Below are 17,325 nucleotides of genomic sequence, written 5' to 3'. Positions count from 1 at the left end.
TGAGGGTGTGGGAGAGTAGGTCACCGCCGGACTTAACTTGAGTAGATGGTTTGAGGCCCTGGTACCGTTTGGTGCCGGGGCCTCACCTGTTTAACTAGACTATTTAAGCCGTACGCGCATCGGCGGTCCTCACCCTTCCTATCTTCATGGATGTAGATAAGGTGTGTAGTAGAAATAACAAGATCTTCTACACGAGGGGCTTTCCTTGACCACCGAGACTACGAGTCCACTGACATACCGCGACGATTCAATTCGTCCCCAGGACGATCTCTACCGCCATAGCAATGGCAAGTGGTTCGAGACAGCAACAATTCCAGGGGATCAAGGAATTTACGGTTCCTTCATGGAACTCCGCGACCAGGCTGAGGCTGCGGTCCACGGAATCATTAATGAAGCAGTACAGAAGGTCGATTCCGGTGCAGAAACTGACGCCGCCACCCAGCGCATTGCCCGCCTCTACAGCTCATTCATGAATGAAGCCGTTATCGAAGAACGCGGTGCCGATCCGGTTGCTGTCTTTTTGAATACTATTTCGGATATCCAGAACACCGAACAGCTGCTCGAAGTATGCGGTTTCTTCCAGCGCAAAGGCATCAGCGGCTTCATGGATATCGGCGCGATGAACGACGCCGGCAATCCGGACCGGAACCTGCTGACCTTCCTGCAAGGCGGCCTGGGCCTGCCTGATGAGTCCTACTATCGCGAAGAGCAGTTCGCTGAAACCGTATCCGACTACCAGGACCACCTTGGCCGCCTGCTGGCCCTTGGCGGTATTGCTGATGCCGAAGTCGCGGCCGCACATGTCGTAGCGCTCGAGAAGGCCATGGCCTCGCATCACTGGGACCGGGTCAAGGTCCGCGATGCTCAGGCACGCTACAACCTGATGTCCGATGAGGAGCTTTCCGCGCTTTTCCCGGGTGTGAGGACCTGGCTGGCAGGCGCCGGCATTGAGCCGAAGTACTACAGCGAAGTTGTCGTCTGGCAGCCAAGCTACCTTCAGGGATTGTCTGAGCTATTCGGCTCCCAGCCGCTGGATGCCTGGAAGAACTGGTTGCGGGTCCAGGTGCTGCGCTCGTTCGCTCCCTACTTGTCCAGCGCATTCGTCAATGAGAATTTCTCCTTCTACTCGGCCAAGCTCGGTGGCGTGGAACAGCTCAAGGAACGCTGGAAGCGAGGTGTCGCATTCACCGAAGGTGCTGTAGGCGAAGACATCGGCCAGCTGTACGTGGCTGAGCACTTCCCTGCAGAGGCCAAGGACGCCATGGACGCGCTGGTCCAGCGGCTCATCGAGGCTTACCGCATCTCGATCAGCGAACTGTCCTGGATGGGACCGGAGACCATCGAAAAGGCACTGGATAAGCTTTCCAAGTTCCGTCCGAAGATCGGCTACCCGAACCAATGGATCGACTACTCTGCCATCCAGGCTGATGAACTGGACGTCATCGCGAATATTGCCTCGGCGAACGAATTCGAGTTCGCTCGTGAACTGAAGAAGATCGATGACGGGGTGGATCGCGAACTGTGGTTCATGTTCCCCCAGACGGTGAACGCCTACTACCACCCGCTGCTGAACGAAATCGCGTTCCCAGCGGCAATCCTGCGCCCGCCATTCTTCGACGTGAACCGCGACATCGCCTCGAACTTCGGCGGCATCGGCGCGGTCATCGGCCACGAAATCGGCCACGGCTTCGATGACCAGGGCTCGCAGTTCGATGGCACTGGCCAGTTGACCAATTGGTGGACCGATGAGGACCGGGCTTCCTTCGAGAAGCTGACCGCCAAGCTGGTGGACCAGTACAACGCGCTGTCCCCTTCAGAAGCCCCGGAACACAACGTCAACGGTGCACTGACTTTGGGCGAGAACATCGGCGACCTCGGTGGATTGGGCATTGCCTACAAGGCCTACAAGCTCGAGCTGGCCGCCCTTGGCATACAGGAAGATGAAGTGATCGACGGCATCACCGGAGACCAGCGCTTCTTCTACTCCTGGGCCGAATGCTGGCGCACGCTGATTCGACCGGAGACCGCGGTGGTACGCGTGACCACCGACCCGCATGCACCCGGGGAGTTCCGCTGCAACCAGGTGCCGAAGAACCTGGCATCCTTCCACGAGGCCTTCGGCACCAAGCCCGGCGATGGCATGTGGCTGGATCCAGCTGACCGCGTAGAAATCTGGTAAACCGCATAACTGAATGGATAGGGCAGGGGCAAAGCCAGCTTTGCCCCTGCCCTATCCTGCGTTGCGGGCCAAGATCACTGTGTAAGGCTGATCATGAAGGGCTTCAACTGCACGCCATGACACGTAGAATGGTCTATTGTGACTTCCGAAAATAATTCCGCACAGGCCCCAGATCCAAACGACCAGCGACAGGTGCGCACCGATAAGCGCAACCAGCTGCTGGCCAAGGGCGAGGAAGCCTACCCGGTAGGCATAGCTCGCACCCACTCGTTGCAGGAAATCCGCGACAAGTACGAGCACCTCGAAGCTGGTGAAGAGACCGAAGACGTCGTCGGCATCGTCGGTCGCATCGTTTTCATGCGCAACACCGGCAAGCTGTGCTTCGCCACCTTGCAGGAAGGCGGCCAGAAGGGCGAAGGGGTTCGCCTGCAGGTCATGCTCTCGCTTGCCAACGTTGGCGAAGAGCGCCTGGCCCAGTGGAAGTCGCTCGTCGATCTGGGCGACCATGTGTTCGTGACCGGCAAGGTCATCTCCTCGCGCCGCGGCGAGCTGTCCATCATGGCAGACGCTTGGGAAATGGCTTCCAAGGCCCTGCGCCCACTGCCGGTGCTGCACGCCGATCTGAATGAAGAGACCCGCGTGCGCCAGCGCTACGCCGATTTGATCGTGCGCAACGAGGCCCGCGAAATGGTCTACAAGCGCGCCGCGATCGTCCGCGCCGTACGCAACACCCTGGAGAACCGCGGCTACGTCGAGGTTGAGACCCCGATGCTGCAGCTGGTTCACGGTGGCGCTTCGGCCCGTCCATTCAAGACGCACCTGAACGCCTTTGACCAGGAAATGACCCTGCGCATCGCAACCGAGCTGTACCTCAAGCGGTGCGTCGTTGGCGGTGTCGACCGCGTCTTCGAGGTGGGGCGCATCTTCCGCAACGAGGGTGTCGACTCGACCCACTCGCCGGAATTCACCACCTTGGAATCCTACGAAGCCTACGCCGACCAGTACGTCATGGCCGATCGCATCAAGGAAATCATTCTCAATGCCGCTGATGCCATTGGCGCCGGCCGCACCATCGAGACCCTCAAGGGCACCGCTAACTTGGACGGCGAATGGCGCTGGGTCAGCGTCTACCCTGGCCTGTCCGAAGCTGTCGGCGTGGAGATCACCCCGGAAACCGAAGCTTCGGTACTGCGCGAAGTCGCTGCGAAGCACGAAGTGAAGATCGATCCGGCCTGGGGCGCCCAGAAGCTGGTCATCGAGCTGTTCGGCGAAATCGTCGAGCCGACCTTGATCGACCCGACCTTCGTGTGCGACTACCCGCCACTGGCACAGCCGCTGGCACGCCCGCATCGCTCGAAGCCGGGAGTCATCGAGGCCTGGGACCTGATCATCGGCGGCATGGAGCGCGGTACCGCGTTCTCCGAGCTGATTGACCCGGTGATCCAGCGCGAGCGCCTGACCGAGCAGTCCCTGATGGCTGCTGGCGGCGATCCGGAAGCAATGCAGCTTGACGAAGACTTCCTTCGTGCATTGGAATACGGTGCACCGCCGATGGGCGGTATCGGTTTAGGTATCGATCGTCTGGTTATGCTTTTCACCAACGTCGGTATTCGTGAAACTATTCTGTTCCCACTCCTAAAGCCGGAGGCATAGGAATGCCATATATTGAGGCGATCGTCCCGACAATCGGCCTGGCACTGCTTTTCTGGTACGTGATGAAAGCAATTACAAACGCGGATCGAAAAGAACGCCAAGCTGAAGCTGAAGCTGATGCGCTAATTCAAAATCGCTCGGATTCTAATAATCCAGTAAACGAGAATTAGTCTTTCCTGAAAGAACCTTGTGAATTCTGATGATAATTAGAGTTTAGTGCGGCTATTTGTATATGCTTGTTGCTTGAAATGGGCTGATGATCGAATGTTAGTTGGTCCAGTACATTCAAGCTCGGAGGAATTCCTAAATGGCACGTCAGGTTCAAATTGCCCTGATCGACGATATTGATGGTAGCGAGGCGACTGAATCTATTGCATTCAGCGTCGCTGGTCAGCATTTTGAAATCGACCTGAACGACGAGCATGCTGCTCAGTTCCATGCAGCCATTGAGCCGTACATCGATGCGGCGCGCTCGTCGAAGCAGACTGCAGCGAGCGAAGCTCCAGCAATCCGCGCATGGGCGAAGGAAAACAACATCAAGGTCAACGCACGCGGACGCCTTAATGCAGAAGTTGTAGATGCCTACAATGCTGCAATGCGCAAGGGCGGACGAAACCGCGCGAAGTAATTTGCGAGGTTTTCAACAAGTCTCAATATAAGAGCCGGCACGCAATGCGTGCCGGCTCTTATTCTTATAACGACGTTCGTAATTCATCTAATACTTTCATTGAACATCGCAATATTGGCGAGCCAAGTAAATCTGGAAATTAATTGCACCTCAATTACGGATTTCCGGTACCAGGGGACCGCTTCGGTTATCCCTGTGGCGAACAAGGGCGCATTGCCGGCGCTTGGTGCGTAGCATCGAATTATTGGTAAGCAAGGAGTGTGCCGAAGATGTTTGAGAGATTTACCGACCGTGCCCGTCGAGTTGTCGTGCTCGCCCAAGAAGAGGCGCGCATGCTCAACCACAACTACATCGGCACCGAGCACCTGTTGCTCGGTCTAATCCACGAAGGCGACGGTGTCGCCGCAAAGGCGCTTGAGTCGCTGAATATTTCGCTGGGTGCCGTTCGTGAGCAGGTTCAGGAGATTATCGGCAAGGGCCAGCAGGCGCCTTCCGGTCATATCCCGTTCACTCCTCGCGCCAAGAAGGTTTTGGAGCTCTCGCTGCGCGAAGCGCTGCAGCTGGGGCATAACTACATTGGTACCGAGCACATCCTGCTCGGCCTGATCCGCGAGGGCGAGGGCGTCGCAGCCCAGGTACTGGTGAAGCTGGGCGCTGACCTCGGTCGCGTGCGCCAGCAGGTCATCCAGCTGCTCTCGGGCTACCAGGGCGGCAAGGAAACTGCCTCCGCTGGCGTCAGCTCGGGCGGACAGCAGGAAGGCACCCCGGCAGGCTCGGCGGTGCTCGACCAGTTCGGCCGCAACCTCACCGCAGCTGCCCGCGAGGGCAAGCTCGATCCAGTGATTGGCCGCGAGCACGAGATGGAACGCGTCATGCAGGTCCTCTCGCGCCGTACCAAGAACAACCCGGTGCTGATCGGCGAGCCTGGTGTCGGCAAGACCGCAGTCGTCGAGGGCCTGGCCCAGTCGATCGTGCGCGGCGATGTGCCCGAGACCATCAAGGACAAGCAGCTGTACACCCTGGACCTCGGTTCCCTGGTGGCCGGCTCCCGCTACCGCGGCGACTTCGAGGAACGCCTGAAGAAGGTCCTCAAGGAAATCCGCACCCGTGGCGATATCATCCTGTTCATCGACGAGATCCACACCCTCGTTGGTGCTGGTGCCGCCGAGGGCGCCATCGATGCCGCGTCGATCCTCAAGCCGATGCTGGCTCGTGGCGAACTGCAGACCATCGGTGCCACCACCTTGGATGAGTACCGCAAGAATATCGAGAAGGATGCAGCGCTTGAGCGCCGCTTCCAGCCGATCCAGGTCAAGGAGCCTTCGGTAGAGCTGACCACGCAGATCCTGCGTGGCCTGCGCGACCGCTACGAGGCGCACCACCGCGTGACCATCACCGATGGTGCACTGCAGGCCGCTGCCACGCTGGCGCACCGCTACATCTCCGATCGCTTCCTGCCGGACAAGGCCGTGGACCTGATCGACGAGGCGGGCGCACGCCTGCGCATCCAGCGCATGACCGCTCCTCCGGCCTTGAAGGAAATGGACGAGGAAATCGCCACCGTGCGCCTGGAGAAGGAAGCTGCGATTGACGCGCAGGACTTCGAAGGGGCTGCCTCGCTGCGCGATAAGGAATCCAAGCTGATTGAGGCCCGCAACGAGAAGGAGAAGTCCTGGCGCAATGGCGACATGGACGAAGTCTCCGAGGTGACCGAGGACCTTATTGCCGAGGTACTTGCCAACTCCACCGGCATCCCGGTTGTGAAGCTGACCGAGGAAGAGTCCACGCGCCTGCTGAACATGGAAGACGAGCTGCACAAGCGCGTCATCGGCCAGGACTCGGCGATCAAGGCCATCTCCCAGGCGATCCGCCGTACCCGTGCAGGCCTGAAGGATCCGAACCGCCCAGGTGGTTCGTTCATCTTCGCCGGCCCAACCGGTGTAGGCAAGACCGAGCTGGCCAAGGCGCTGGCAGAGTTCCTCTTCGGTGAAGAAGACGCGCTGATCACCCTGGACATGTCCGAATACTCGGAGAAGCACACCGTTTCCCGGCTCTTCGGTGCTCCTCCGGGCTACGTCGGCTACGAAGAGGGCGGGCAGCTGACCGAGAAGGTCCGCCGCCGTCCGTTCTCCGTAGTGCTCTTCGACGAGGTCGAGAAGGCGCATGCCGACTTGTTCAACTCATTGCTGCAGATCCTGGAAGACGGCCGCTTGACCGACTCCCAGGGCCGTGTGGTGGACTTCAAGAACACCATCATCATCATGACCACCAACCTCGGCACCCGCGACATCTCCAAGGGTGTGATGACCGGCTTCCAGTCGGCCGCGGATACCAAGACCGGTTACGAGCGCATGCAGGCCAAGGTCCAGGAAGAACTGCGTCAGCATTTCCGCCCTGAATTCCTGAACCGTGTTGATGACACCGTGGTCTTCCCGCAGCTGAACCAGGACGAGATCGAAGAAATCGTCGACCTGTTCATCGCACGCCTGGCCAAGCGCCTGGAAGAACGCGAGATCACCATCGAGCTGACCCAGGCTGCCCGCAGCCTGCTGGCCCAGCGCGGTTACGATCCAGCAATGGGTGCCCGCCCGCTGCGCCGCACCATCCAGCGCGATATCGAGGACCAGCTCTCCGAGCGCATCCTCTTCAGCCAGATCGTTGCGGGCCAGAAGGTCACCGTCGACGTCGAGGGCGAAGGCGAGAGCCGCAAGTTCGTCTTCCACGCTGAAGGCGGCACCGGCCAGCTGGAAGGCGAGCCGGCACCTGCAGCACTGGAAAGCTAGGCCGCAAAGGCATAACCCATAGCCGTGGAACTGACAATGTTCAGTTCCACGGCTATTGGCTTTAATCCGGCCATGTCGTAGGCTCAACACATGAAGAAGCGAAGCAAAGGGCAACAGCTGATTGCCGCTTCCTGCCTCGCAGTCATGGCCTATTCAGCCCTGTACCTTCTCCTCCGTCCCCAGCTTCCTGGACAATTGGTGCGCCATGCCGGCACCGACGGAGCCGGATACGGCCCAACGTGGCTGGTGGTGCTGGTGATTGGTGCCGCGGGCACGCTCAGTATTGCCATCGGCATCATTGCCTACCGCGACTTCACCTCATTGGGGCACTGGAACCCGGGACCGAAATCGATTGTGGTCTGCTTCCTGGCCGCTGGCTTCGGAATCCTCGGACTGGGCGCTGCCATGCTTCTCGCTGCCATGGGAGAAGACGCCGCGCAGCAAGGCACCCTGCCTATTGGCATGGGACTGCTTGGGCTGATCGGGGTCTTCGCGCTTTCCGCCTCGCTGCTGGCAAAGGCATTGCCCCAGGCGGAGCAAGAAAGCCTCGACGCCTGAAGAGCAATCGATTCCCTCCGGGCGTGCTGGACTTAGCGTGCCACCGCCTTGGCTACCAACTCGGCAAGCATTTCTTCGAGCTGCCCATCAAGCGCGGTAATGGCGAAAGAGGTGGGCCATAGGGTGCCCTCATCCAGCTGCGCAACATCGTTGAAGCCGAAAGTCAGGTAGCGGGTACCGAACTTCTTGGCATCCTGCATGAAGCACAAGATCTTGCCGTCCAAAGCGTAAGCGGGCATGCCATACCAGGTTTTCGGCTCCAATTCCGGAGCCGTCTCGGTGATGATCCGGTGCAGCTTCTGCGCAAGCACCTTGTCGTTGCCCTCGAAAGAAGCAATCTTCTCTTCCACTTCCTTGCGGGCCTGTTCCGCCTTCTCGGCTTTGGTCATGCGCTTCTTCGAAGTGCGCACCTCAGCGGCCCGCTCTTTCATCGCGGCCTTCTCAGCGGCTGAAAAGCCTTCTTGTTCTGAACTGCTCATGCTTCTTCTCCCTGAACTGCTTGGTTGATACGGACCATATTTCCCGAAGGATCGCGGAAGGCGCAATCGCGCGGACCCCACGGTTGGTCCATTGGCTCCTGCAGGACTTCAGCGCCCGACGCGCTCAAAGTTTCAAAGACCTTGTCCAGATCATTGGTGGACAGCACCAGCGGGCCGATCGCGCCTTTGGCTACCAGCTCGGCCAAGGCCTGCGCATCGGCAGCTGACCGGCCAGCGCCCGGAGCCGAAAGCACCAGGCTGGTGCCGGCGCCGTCGGAGCCGCCAAGGGACACCCAGCGGAAGCCGCCGTTGGCGACATCGGAGAGGACCGTGAAGCCCAGCGCATCGCGGTAGAACGCGAGCGCCTCATCCACATCGAGCACGGTCAAAGGGACATGATTGATTGAAATGCTTGCCATGGCTCCAGCCTAGGGAGCGCCGACCAGATAGCGCTTCTTCAAAACTGCTCAGAATCTCTCGGGACGCAAAAGGATCTTGGCGATGCAGGCAGGGATCTGCTCGGTGGCTGAATGGTCCCGTTCCCGGTATGACGAGGGAGTTTCGCCGACCACTTCGGTGAAGCGCGTGCTGAAAGAACCCAGAGAGGTCCATCCCACTTGCATGCAAGCATCTGTTACCGAGACCGATGCGCGCAGCAGATGCATGGCGCGCTCGATACGGCGGGTGAGCAAATAGGCATGCGGGGTCTCGCCATAGGCCCGCTTGAACTCCCTGGAAAAATGAGCAGGAGACATGGAAGCACGCTGGGCCAACGCAGGCACATCCAATGGTTCCGCATAGTGCCGGTCCATCAGGTCCCTGGCCCGGCGCAGGTGCGCCAGGGTTTTCAGCGCTTCGGCATCCACCGGCTAGCCCCGGTTCCTGGCTCGCAGGACAAGGAATGCACCCAGCACCGTTGAGCACAGGTAGATCCCGGTGACGGTGATCCAGCCCGCGGTGAAGCCACCGGCCGAGCCGACCAGCAGGCCCATGGCCAAGGGCCCCACGGTGAAACCGCCAAACTGGCCCGCCGAGACGATTCCGCTGGCACTTCCCAGGCGGCTTGCGGGGATCACCCGCAGCAAGCCCGCCATCAGCACTACCGAAACTCCCAGGGCCGAGGCCCCGTGCAGGCAGACCGCTAGCCAGAGCAAGGCCACCGAGTGCAGCTGCTGGGCCATCAGGAAGCTGGCACCGCCCGCAGTGGCCAGCGACGCCAGCAGCAGCAAGAGCTTAGGCGCTGATACGCCGCGTGACATCATCTGCCCCCATCCGACGCGGGCGGAAACGCCAATGACGCCAGCTACCGCGGCGGTCAGGCCGCCAGCCACCAAGGAGAAGTCCAGCTCGCGGACCGCAAAGAGCGCCAGGTAGACGTTGGTTGCCTGTACGCCGACACCGTTGATGAAACCGAATAGGGCCAGCGCAAAAATGACGAACTTCGTGGAGGGGGCGGCCGCAGCCACCGGCTGGCTCGCGCCCGCTGCCGCCTTCTGCGGGGCAGGCGCGGCGAGCATGGGGGTTGCGCGGATAACCCGTACAGCGATCACCGCGAGGACCGCGGCGAGCACGGCGCCGGCCAGCGATGCTCCGTTCCAGCCAATGAATGCAGCCAGCAGCGGGAACCCCACGCTGCCTACGAGTTGCGAAACCTGCACGCCAGACTGCTTGATGCCAGTCCACGTGATGCGCTTGGCACTAGGGACGCGCTGGGCCAGAATGCGGTTGGTGACCCCGTTGGGGAATGACTGGGCGAAGCCGGCCAGGCCGGAAGCCGCCAGGAGCAAGACGTAGCCTGCGGGAATGGCTGCCAAGCCCAGCGCGACCGCCGTCGTGCCGAAGATCAGCAGGATCAGCCTGGTATCCGGTTGCCTGTCGGAGAACTTCCCGAAGACGGCGTTACCCAGTGCGGCGCAGCCGAAGCACACTGTCGCCAACAGGCCGAACTGGGATTCGGTGATTCCCAAATCCCTGATGACCAGGTCGCTGGTGGCGTTCAACCCGTAATTAAGCAGGGGAGCGATGCCGACGGCGGATAGGAGGATGGCAAGCAACCCGAATCCGGGGCGTGCTGTTCTAGCTGGCATCCTCATCCTTGCTCCAGTGCGACTTCAATGTTCAAGTTTATCTTGGCACGCCGTGTTGCGGGATGTTCCTTCAATGACATATCCGGCATCTGCTTCGATTCTGCAAACGGTGGGGCATAGGATTTAGAACGTGAACTCTTTTACCGTCCGCTCAGCCAGAACCAGTGATGTCAACGCTATCCGCAATCTTGTGCGCCCGTTGGCCGAGGAACGGATCCTGCTGGACAAGGAAGCGGTCACCTACTACGAGTCCATCCAGGAATTCCTGGTCGCCGAGGACGCGGATGGCAATGTTGTCGGCTGCGGCGGTTTGCACGTCATCTGGGAAGACATCGCCGAAATCCGTACCTTGGCGACCTCGGGTGAGCTGCGTGGCAAGGGCGTAGGCCATGTCCTGCTCTCCGAACTCTTGGAACGTGCCCGGGAAGTAGGGGTTGGCCGCGTTTTCTGCCTGACCTTCGAAGTGGATTTCTTCATACGCCAAGGCTTCAAGGTGATGGCTGACCAGAGTGCCGTGGATCCAGCGGTATACCAGGAGATCCTGCTCTCCCGGGATGAAGGCGTCGCTGAATTCCTGGACCTCGCACGCGTGAAGCCGAATACCTTGGGCAACACCCGGATGATCATTACGCTGGACTGATACTTCTAGTCCATCCGGTCGTAGCGCGCCCGGAATACCAGGTACAGCGCGTAGCAAACCAGGCCCGCACCGATAGCAACCAGGGCAACCGGCCCAAACGGCTGATCCTGGATGGCCTTCAGCGCGCCATCGATGCCGCTGGCCTCTTCCGGGTCGCGCTGTACCGTGGCCACGATGAAGAGCAGGCCCACGGCACCGAGGACTACGCCTTTGGCAGGATAGCCCAGCATGCCCGAGTGCTTGATCGCGCGCGATACCTCGGTATTTCCGGAACCGGAGAGATCCTTCAAGAACTTCCGGGTGGCACCCTTGTAGATGTAGTAGCCGGCCATGGCCAGCAGCCCCAGGCCCAAGGCGATCAGCAACCCCCGGCCAGGGCCGGTCTTCATCATTTCTCCGCTGAAGCTGGTGGCAGTCTTTCCCGAATCACTGGGAATTCCCACCGCAAACCGCCCAAAGGTGAAGCCGACAGCCAAGAAGGACACCGAGATGGCCGCGGACTTGAGCCTGTCCTTCAGCTCGTTTTCGGGCAAGAAGGCCTGCGCCAAGGACCATAGGCCCAGCAATAGTGCGCCGATTGCGCAGATCCACAGCAAGACCATGCCGAAAGGCTGCTCTGCCAAGGCGCCCATGGCTCCGCCCTGATCGGCTTCCGCCTTGCCGCCGGCAGCGACGAAAGCTGCGAGGATTCCCACGGTTGCGTGAAGTACGCCGTTGGCGACGTATCCCAGGCGTGCGGCGCGTTCGAACCATGGGTGCTTGGCTACGTGGCGAACAGCAGCGGCCGGATCAACTGAAGCGTTCATGGGCTAAGCATAGGTACGCATCAGGGCATAAAGCTAGCCGCTTCTGGCTCGTTCCGGGCCGATGCTACGAAGGCAGGCGGATTCCATCTTCTTCGGCGATCGCCAGGCCATCTTTGAGCAGCCCGGCCAGTGCCCGTTCACGCTGCTCCAATGGTGCTTGCAGTTGGTCAAGCGCCACATACCTTGCATGCGATTCATGGGACAGTTCGGCCAGGAAGGACTGCTCTGGCACCGCCTGCTCGTGTTCGCGCAGGATCGCCATGATGGCGCCGCGGACCTGCCGGTCCGTACCCTTCCAAGCTTGTCCCTTCGGGATGTAGTGCGGGGCCGGCTGCCCCTGGGCAATCCATGCGCACTGCTGGAAGACCGGGCATTGCTCGCACTTCGGGCTGCGAGCGGTGCACACCAGGGCACCGAGTTCCATTACCGAAATATTCCACAGATTCGCTGCCTGATGATCCTCGGGTTGGACTTCTGCAGCCCGGGCGAATTCACTGGCGCGCGGGCTTGGCTCGGGCAATGCCATGCCGCCGAAGAGCCGTGCATGCACGCGGCGAATATTCGTGTCCACGACAACGGTGCGCTCGCCGAAGGCAAAGCAGGCGATGGCGGCCGCGGTGTAGGAACCGATGCCCGGCAAGGCCAGTAGCTCGGCTTCGGTGCGCGGGACTTCGCCGTTGTACTCGGTGGTGATCTCCACGGCGGCGGCATGCAAGCGCTGCGCGCGCCGCGGATAGCCCAGCCGTCCCCACGCTTTCAGCGCTTCGGACAGCGGATCCGCAGCCAGATCCTGCGGCAGTGGCCAGCGGCGCATCCATTCTTCCCAAACCGGCAAGACACGAACTACCGGAGTCTGCTGGAGCATGAACTCGCTGACCATGACTTCCCAGCCGCTCACTCCGGGGCGTCGCCAAGGCAGGTCGCGGGCGTTCTCTAGGTACCAGGTGTTGATGGTGTTGTGGATTTGCTGCACCCCACCACTCTAAGCCAGCGCACCGGCCGCCCGGAATCAGCGGGAATGGATTGAAGAACGTGATTTGCCCCGGATCCTACGCCATTACCGGCTTCGGGCAGGCAAATGAATTAGCCTTAAGCCATGAGCAACGCATCAGGGGGGAAACCATCGGCCAGCGTCTACCGGCGCAGGCGGATCACCGTGGCAGTACTTGCCCTGGTGCTCGTCGGCCTGCTTGTCTGGGGCGTCGTTGCGCTGGCCGGATTGTTCTCCCCTGATGAGAAGAAAACTGCGGGCAATGAGCCAAGCGCCCAGCAAACCCAGTCGGTTCCTTCGCCATCGCCAGAGCCGGAAGACGACGAAGCTGCGGCCAAGAAGTGCAAGAGCGACGAGGTCGAGATTACTGCGACTACCGATGCGAAAAGCTACGCCTCGGACAAGAAGCCGACCTTGCTGCTGGGCATCGAAAATGTTTCCAAGCGCGAATGCGAATTGAACGTCGGAACCACGCAGCAGGAGTTCCTGGTTTCCAGCGGCGCGGACCGCATCTTCTCCACCATCGACTGCCTGGACGGCGCAGAAGATGTGAACCTGGCCTTCAAGCCGGGGCAGAAGGAGAACGCGCGCTTCACCTGGAACCGCGAGCGTTCGGCTCCCGGGTGCAAGTCGGTCAGCGTGCAGCCGCGTCCGGGAACCTACAAGTTCACCGCGGCCATCGGCGACTTCGTTTCGGAGCCGGTCACCTTCACCTTGGAGTGAAAAGGCCTAGATGTAGCGATCCAGCAGCGAGGATTCGGCCATGCGGGCCAGCCCTTCCCGGATGGAGCGTGCACGCTGCTCGCCGACGCCCTCGATTTCCATGAGCTGGCTGGTTGACGCTGCCATGAGCAGCTGCAAGTTATCGAAGGACGCCACCAGGCGGTCCCCGACCAGCTTGGGCACCGTGCGGATCTGCGAAAGCAGGCGGTAGCCCTTCGGGGTCAGCTGGTCGTCTTGGCCAATGGTGGAGTGCGGGAACAGGATCTTGGTCAGGCCATCAAGCTCAATGAGCTGGGCATCGGAAACTTCATGCAGCGTCTCCAGGGCACGCTCGATATCCAGCTCCTGGCCTTCTGCGTCGGAATAGTCCCGCAGAAGCAACTGGTTATCCGCCTGGATGCCGGAGAGCAATTCCGCATGCTGGGCCGCCAGCAGGCGCCCATCGATGCCCAGCTCCAGCACGTAGCGGGAGATTTCTTCGCTGGTACGGCGAAGCATCTCGGTGCGCTGCAAGACAGCGAGCACTTCCCGCGCGGTGGCGACATCTTCAATTTCCGCAGCTGACAGGGCGCTGGTGACCTGGTCCAGGCGGTGGCGGTACCGTTCCAAGGTAGCAATAGCCTGGTTGCCGCGGGCCAGCAGGCGCTCGGCTGGCTCGAGCACATGGCGCTCGCCGTCGGCATAGAGGGTGATGGTCTGCATGGACTGCGAAACCGAAATCGTCGGGAACCCGGTTTGCGCGGCTACGCGTTCTGCCGTGCGGTGGCGGGTGCCGGACTCCTGGGTTTCAATCTGCGCATCCGGCATCAGCTGCACGCCGGCCTGCTGGATCTGGCGTCCTGTGCCGTCCAGAATGATCGCGCCGTCCATCTTGGCCAGTTCGCGGATGCGTGTAGGCGTGTATTCGGTGTTGATCCTGAAGCCGCCGGAGCTGATCGACTCCACGAGCCTGTCATGGCCCAGCACTATGAGAGCGCCAGTACGGCCGCGCTGGATCCGTTCAAGACCCTGGGCGAGCTCGGTACCCGGGGCAATCTGGGCCAGAACGGCAAGGAATCCGGGGGTTGGGTGCGCTTTCAACTTGCGTCCTTTCGGCGGGCAGCAACAATCAAGTTTATCCTGCGGGCTTCTGTCGCTGGTTAAACGCAATATCCAGCGCCTGCGCGATGTTCTCCACCTGGAATACGCGGATGCCCTCGGGGATATTCTTCAACGGTTCCGGGGTGGCCGGAGCCATCGCGAAAGAGAAGCCCAGACGCTGCGCCTCGGTGATGCGCCGTGAGATTTCCGGTACTTGCCGAACTTCGCCGGCCAAGCCGACTTCGCCGAAGGCCACGAAGTCCTGCGGCAGCGGGAATTCATTCATTGAAGAAGCCAATGCCAGCGCGCAGGCCAGATCCGAGGCGGGTTCGGCAATTTTCACGCCACCCACGGTGGCGATATACGAGTCCATGGACGACAGATCCATATGCGCGCGGGCCTGCAGCACCGCCACAACCATTTGCGCCCGCGCGGCATCCAAGCCACTAGTGGCCCGGCGGGCAGCAGGGGCATTGCTGCGCGAGAGCAAGGTCTGCACCTCGGCAACCAGCGGCCGGCGGCCCTCCATCGTGACGGTGATGCAGGTGCCCGGCACCGGGGTGCGGGTTCGGGTGACGAAAAGCTTGGAAGGATCGGTCAGCGATTCAATGCCGTCTTCATTCAAATCGAAGCAGCCCACCTCGTCGGTGGCTCCGTAGCGGTTCTTCAGCGCGCGCAGGATGCGCAACCGCGAATGCTTCTCGCCATCGAACTGGCAGACCACGTCCACCAGGTGCTCGAGCAGCCGTGGGCCGGCGACCGAACCTTCCTTGGTCACGTGGCCGACCATGATGGTGGACATGGCCCGGGTCTTGGCCGCGTTGATGATCGAGGCAGCGACTTCGCGCACCTGGGAAACGCCGCCGGCAGCGCCGTCCACCTCTGCCGAGGAGAAGGTCTGCACCGAGTCCAGGATCAGCAGCTGCGGATCGATCTCCTGGATCTGCCCCAAGGCCAGAGCCAGGTCGGTTTCGGCGGCCAGGAACAGCGTATCGGCGATGGCGTTGATGCGTTCGGCGCGGGACTTTACCTGCGCGGCGGACTCTTCACCGGTTAGATAGAGCACGCGCAAGCCGGTTTGCGCGGCTTTCGCGGCAACGTCCAAGAGCAGCGTGGACTTGCCCACGCCAGGTTCGCCGGCCAGCAGAATCGCGGCTGCCGGAACCAGGCCGCCACCGAGCACGCGGTCAAGTTCGGAGACGCCGCTGGGGCGGAAGGCCGCTTCGGAGCCGTCAATCTGCGCGATCGGCTTGGCTGGGTGGGCCACCTTGGCCGCGGCTACGGTACGGGCGGAGACGACACCCACTTCTTCGACGGTGCCCCAGGCCTGGCATTCGCCGCAGCGGCCCACCCACTTAATCGTGGTCCACCCGCATTCAGAGCATTTGAACGATGCGGAAGACTTGCTGCGAGTGGAGGTTTTGGCCATGGCTCAATGCTATCGAGCTATGCGGACATTTTCGTTCAGGACAGCTTGGGCAGCACTTCGATGGCTTCTTCGTGTTCGCGGCCGGCCGCTTCGAGCAGATCCACCACCATCGGGCGCAGCAGCAAGACCAGGCCTTCGCCCTGGAGTCCCTCAACTCCCAGGGCGCGCGGATCCAGCTGGGCGGCGACGCCTTCGAGCTGCAGCTGGGCGGCCTTCTCGTATTTGCGTTGGCCAGCCACCGTGGTTTCGCGCACCGAATGCGCCAACGTGTTGACCGCTTCGGATAGCTCGCGCATCAGGGGAGCCAAGGTTTGCGCGCCTTCCGGGGTCAGTGCGCTGTTGCTGAGCACGGAGGCAAGGCGCCGGGCGAAGACCCGCGAGTTGCGGGCGGCCCAGTCGTAGTGGTTGAAACGCTTGGATAGCCGGTTCAGTTCATGGCGGTGGCGCCGTCCGGTGGGGGAAATCGTTGCGATTTCCTTCGAAGCGCGGAAGGCGGCTGGCAGCATATCCAGGTACTTCTGGGTTCCGCGAGCCTTGATCAGTGCGTGGAAGGCTGCGCGCCGGTCATCGTCGCGGATGGCCCAGGCGCATTCCAAAAGCGCTTCGGAGAGCTCCTTGAACAGATCCGATAACGCGGACACCGGGCTGCGCCGCGGGTCGGTAGGCCAGAAAATAATCACCAGCAGGGCAAGCAGGGACCCGGTCAGGGCATCGATGGAACGGGCAAATGGCCCATCCGCGCTGATGGGCAGCAGCACTACCAGTGCCGATTGCATGCCCAGCTGGGTGGAGAAGATGGCACCGGAATCCAAATAGCGGGCAATGACCAGACTCAGCGACATCACCAGTGCGGCCTGCCAGATCCCCTGCCCGAACCAATGCATGAGGGTATCGCCCAGCGCCACCCCCAGGGTGCACCCCAGGGCGACTTCGGCGGTTTTGCGCACGGTGGTGGAGGCGCCGAAGCCCAGGGAAACCAGCGCGCTGGTGGCTGCGAAAATCGGCTGGGAATGTCCCCAGATGCTTTCGGCGATCCAAAACGCTCCGATTGCGCCAAGCGTCATGCGCAGGATTCTAGGCAGGGAGTTGCGCGAGCGTATCAGCCCAGCGCGATTGCGCTGCGCTATGAATCCGAATAGATGCGCTGGCATGCGCTTCACTTTCCGCCCAGTTGCCATGGCTTCAGTCTTCCACGTGTTCGGCGGCAGGTGGCAGAAGCTGCTGGGATATTGCGCTGGTGAGCAGGATCACTTGGCTTCGGGTATGTTGTTAACCTTATGTTCACCTTT

General features: G+C 61.2%; 17 protein-coding genes. 8 read left to right on the top strand and 9 right to left on the bottom strand.

The features are described 5' to 3' along the window. The first annotated feature begins 205 nt into the window (after nucleotides 1–205). The 6 genes from ACWICV_RS16975 (at nucleotide 206) to ACWICV_RS16950 (ending at nucleotide 7,801) form a co-directional block, all read left to right on the top strand. Nucleotides 206–2,179 (top strand): M13 family metallopeptidase, encoded by a 1,974-nt coding sequence (locus ACWICV_RS16975; RefSeq protein WP_454091369.1) that lies wholly within the window; start codon nucleotides 206–208, stop codon nucleotides 2,177–2,179. 138 nt (nucleotides 2,180–2,317) lie between these two features. Continuing rightward, nucleotides 2,318–3,832 (top strand): lysine--tRNA ligase, encoded by a 1,515-nt coding sequence (gene lysS, locus ACWICV_RS16970; protein ID WP_454091370.1) that lies wholly within the window; start codon nucleotides 2,318–2,320, stop codon nucleotides 3,830–3,832. A gap of 2 nt (nucleotides 3,833–3,834) precedes the next feature. Beyond that, nucleotides 3,835–4,002: a hypothetical protein gene (locus tag ACWICV_RS16965; RefSeq protein ID WP_166650875.1), complete on the top strand. Its 168-nt coding sequence runs from the start codon at nucleotides 3,835–3,837 to the stop codon at nucleotides 4,000–4,002. Nucleotides 4,003–4,139: 137 nt separating this feature from the next. Next, entirely contained in the window at nucleotides 4,140–4,460 is a 321-nt protein-coding gene (locus ACWICV_RS16960; protein ID WP_105659017.1) for a histone-like nucleoid-structuring protein Lsr2, read from the top strand. 269 nt (nucleotides 4,461–4,729) lie between these two features. Then, the gene (locus tag ACWICV_RS16955) at nucleotides 4,730–7,243 is read left to right on the top strand and encodes an ATP-dependent Clp protease ATP-binding subunit (protein WP_105659016.1); all 2,514 of its coding nucleotides are present in this window, start codon (nucleotides 4,730–4,732) and stop codon (nucleotides 7,241–7,243) included. 90 nt (nucleotides 7,244–7,333) lie between these two features. Further along, nucleotides 7,334–7,801, top strand: coding sequence for a hypothetical protein (locus ACWICV_RS16950; protein ID WP_105662701.1), 468 nt, complete (start codon nucleotides 7,334–7,336; stop codon nucleotides 7,799–7,801). Between the two features lie 32 nt (nucleotides 7,802–7,833). Here the strand turns inward: ACWICV_RS16950 and ACWICV_RS16945 are convergent, their stop codons facing one another. Genes ACWICV_RS16945 through ACWICV_RS16930 form a run of 4 tightly spaced genes read right to left on the bottom strand, consistent with a single transcriptional unit; the run spans nucleotide 7,834 to nucleotide 10,367 of the window. Beyond that, nucleotides 7,834–8,280 (bottom strand): iron chaperone, encoded by a 447-nt coding sequence (locus tag ACWICV_RS16945; protein WP_105659014.1) that lies wholly within the window; start codon nucleotides 8,278–8,280, stop codon nucleotides 7,834–7,836. Then, a complete protein-coding gene (locus ACWICV_RS16940; protein ID WP_105659013.1) occupies nucleotides 8,277–8,699 on the bottom strand; it encodes a VOC family protein in 423 nt (140 codons plus the stop codon). Before ACWICV_RS16940 ends, ACWICV_RS16945 begins: the two co-directional genes overlap by 4 nt. Before the next feature lie 48 nt (nucleotides 8,700–8,747). Beyond that, nucleotides 8,748–9,092, bottom strand: a complete 345-nt coding sequence (locus ACWICV_RS16935) for a helix-turn-helix transcriptional regulator (protein ID WP_219844379.1) — start codon at nucleotides 9,090–9,092, stop codon at nucleotides 8,748–8,750. 57 nt (nucleotides 9,093–9,149) lie between these two features. Next, nucleotides 9,150–10,367 carry an MFS transporter gene (locus ACWICV_RS16930; RefSeq protein WP_454091371.1) on the bottom strand — a complete coding sequence of 406 codons (1,218 nt, stop codon included), beginning with the start codon at nucleotides 10,365–10,367 and terminating at the stop codon, nucleotides 9,150–9,152. 130 nt (nucleotides 10,368–10,497) lie between these two features. Between ACWICV_RS16930 and ACWICV_RS16925 the strand changes: the two genes are divergently transcribed. Next, nucleotides 10,498–11,007, top strand: a complete 510-nt coding sequence (locus tag ACWICV_RS16925; protein WP_105659010.1) for an amino-acid N-acetyltransferase — start codon at nucleotides 10,498–10,500, stop codon at nucleotides 11,005–11,007. A 5-nt stretch (nucleotides 11,008–11,012) separates the two neighbouring features. On the opposite strand, the gene ACWICV_RS16920 is transcribed toward ACWICV_RS16925, so the two are convergent. Both ACWICV_RS16920 and ACWICV_RS16915 read right to left on the bottom strand, forming a co-directional pair. Beyond that, complete coding sequence (locus ACWICV_RS16920) at nucleotides 11,013–11,813, bottom strand: DUF1206 domain-containing protein (RefSeq protein ID WP_454091372.1); 801 nt, start codon at nucleotides 11,811–11,813, stop codon at nucleotides 11,013–11,015. Between the two features lie 64 nt (nucleotides 11,814–11,877). After that, the gene (locus ACWICV_RS16915; RefSeq protein WP_400291536.1) at nucleotides 11,878–12,786 is read right to left on the bottom strand and encodes an HhH-GPD family protein; all 909 of its coding nucleotides are present in this window, start codon (nucleotides 12,784–12,786) and stop codon (nucleotides 11,878–11,880) included. Nucleotides 12,787–12,909: 123 nt separating this feature from the next. Here ACWICV_RS16915 and ACWICV_RS16910 point away from each other — a divergent pair, with 123 nt between their 5' ends. Beyond that, nucleotides 12,910–13,527, top strand: coding sequence for a hypothetical protein (locus tag ACWICV_RS16910; protein WP_105659007.1), 618 nt, complete (start codon nucleotides 12,910–12,912; stop codon nucleotides 13,525–13,527). Nucleotides 13,528–13,533: 6 nt separating this feature from the next. Here the strand turns inward: ACWICV_RS16910 and disA are convergent, their stop codons facing one another. Genes disA through ACWICV_RS16895 form a run of 3 tightly spaced genes read right to left on the bottom strand, consistent with a single transcriptional unit; the run spans nucleotide 13,534 to nucleotide 17,100 of the window. After that, a complete protein-coding gene (gene disA, locus ACWICV_RS16905; protein ID WP_105659006.1) occupies nucleotides 13,534–14,607 on the bottom strand; it encodes a DNA integrity scanning diadenylate cyclase DisA in 1,074 nt (357 codons plus the stop codon). A gap of 34 nt (nucleotides 14,608–14,641) precedes the next feature. Beyond that, the gene (radA, locus tag ACWICV_RS16900; RefSeq protein ID WP_105659005.1) at nucleotides 14,642–16,036 is read right to left on the bottom strand and encodes a DNA repair protein RadA; all 1,395 of its coding nucleotides are present in this window, start codon (nucleotides 16,034–16,036) and stop codon (nucleotides 14,642–14,644) included. 35 nt (nucleotides 16,037–16,071) lie between these two features. After that, nucleotides 16,072–17,100, bottom strand: a complete 1,029-nt coding sequence (locus ACWICV_RS16895; RefSeq protein WP_286134711.1) for an FUSC family protein — start codon at nucleotides 17,098–17,100, stop codon at nucleotides 16,072–16,074. Nucleotides 17,101–17,325: the final 225 nt, after the last annotated feature.

This window comes from Glutamicibacter sp. NPDC055354, from assembly GCF_053644955.1.
The sequence above is the reverse complement of the archived record's forward strand: the minus strand, read 5'-3'. Positions and strand labels throughout refer to the sequence as shown.

Excerpts from the sequence above, each read along its gene's own strand:
- ACWICV_RS16930 (WP_454091371.1), bottom strand. The coding sequence starts at position 10,367 with ATGCCAGCTAGAACAGCACGCCCCGGATTCGGGTTGCTTGCCATCCTC.
- ACWICV_RS16950 (WP_105662701.1), top strand. The coding sequence starts at position 7,334 with ATGAAGAAGCGAAGCAAAGGGCAACAGCTGATTGCCGCTTCCTGCCTC.
- ACWICV_RS16910 (WP_105659007.1), top strand. The coding sequence starts at position 12,910 with ATGAGCAACGCATCAGGGGGGAAACCATCGGCCAGCGTCTACCGGCGC.
- ACWICV_RS16945 (WP_105659014.1), bottom strand. The coding sequence starts at position 8,280 with ATGAGCAGTTCAGAACAAGAAGGCTTTTCAGCCGCTGAGAAGGCCGCG.
- radA (WP_105659005.1), bottom strand. The coding sequence starts at position 16,036 with ATGGCCAAAACCTCCACTCGCAGCAAGTCTTCCGCATCGTTCAAATGC.
- ACWICV_RS16960 (WP_105659017.1), top strand. The coding sequence starts at position 4,140 with ATGGCACGTCAGGTTCAAATTGCCCTGATCGACGATATTGATGGTAGC.
- ACWICV_RS16940 (WP_105659013.1), bottom strand. The coding sequence starts at position 8,699 with ATGGCAAGCATTTCAATCAATCATGTCCCTTTGACCGTGCTCGATGTG.
- ACWICV_RS16920 (WP_454091372.1), bottom strand. The coding sequence starts at position 11,813 with ATGAACGCTTCAGTTGATCCGGCCGCTGCTGTTCGCCACGTAGCCAAG.
- ACWICV_RS16955 (WP_105659016.1), top strand. The coding sequence starts at position 4,730 with ATGTTTGAGAGATTTACCGACCGTGCCCGTCGAGTTGTCGTGCTCGCC.
- ACWICV_RS16895 (WP_286134711.1), bottom strand. The coding sequence starts at position 17,100 with ATGACGCTTGGCGCAATCGGAGCGTTTTGGATCGCCGAAAGCATCTGG.
- ACWICV_RS16935 (WP_219844379.1), bottom strand. The coding sequence starts at position 9,092 with ATGGACCGGCACTATGCGGAACCATTGGATGTGCCTGCGTTGGCCCAG.
- ACWICV_RS16965 (WP_166650875.1), top strand. The coding sequence starts at position 3,835 with ATGCCATATATTGAGGCGATCGTCCCGACAATCGGCCTGGCACTGCTT.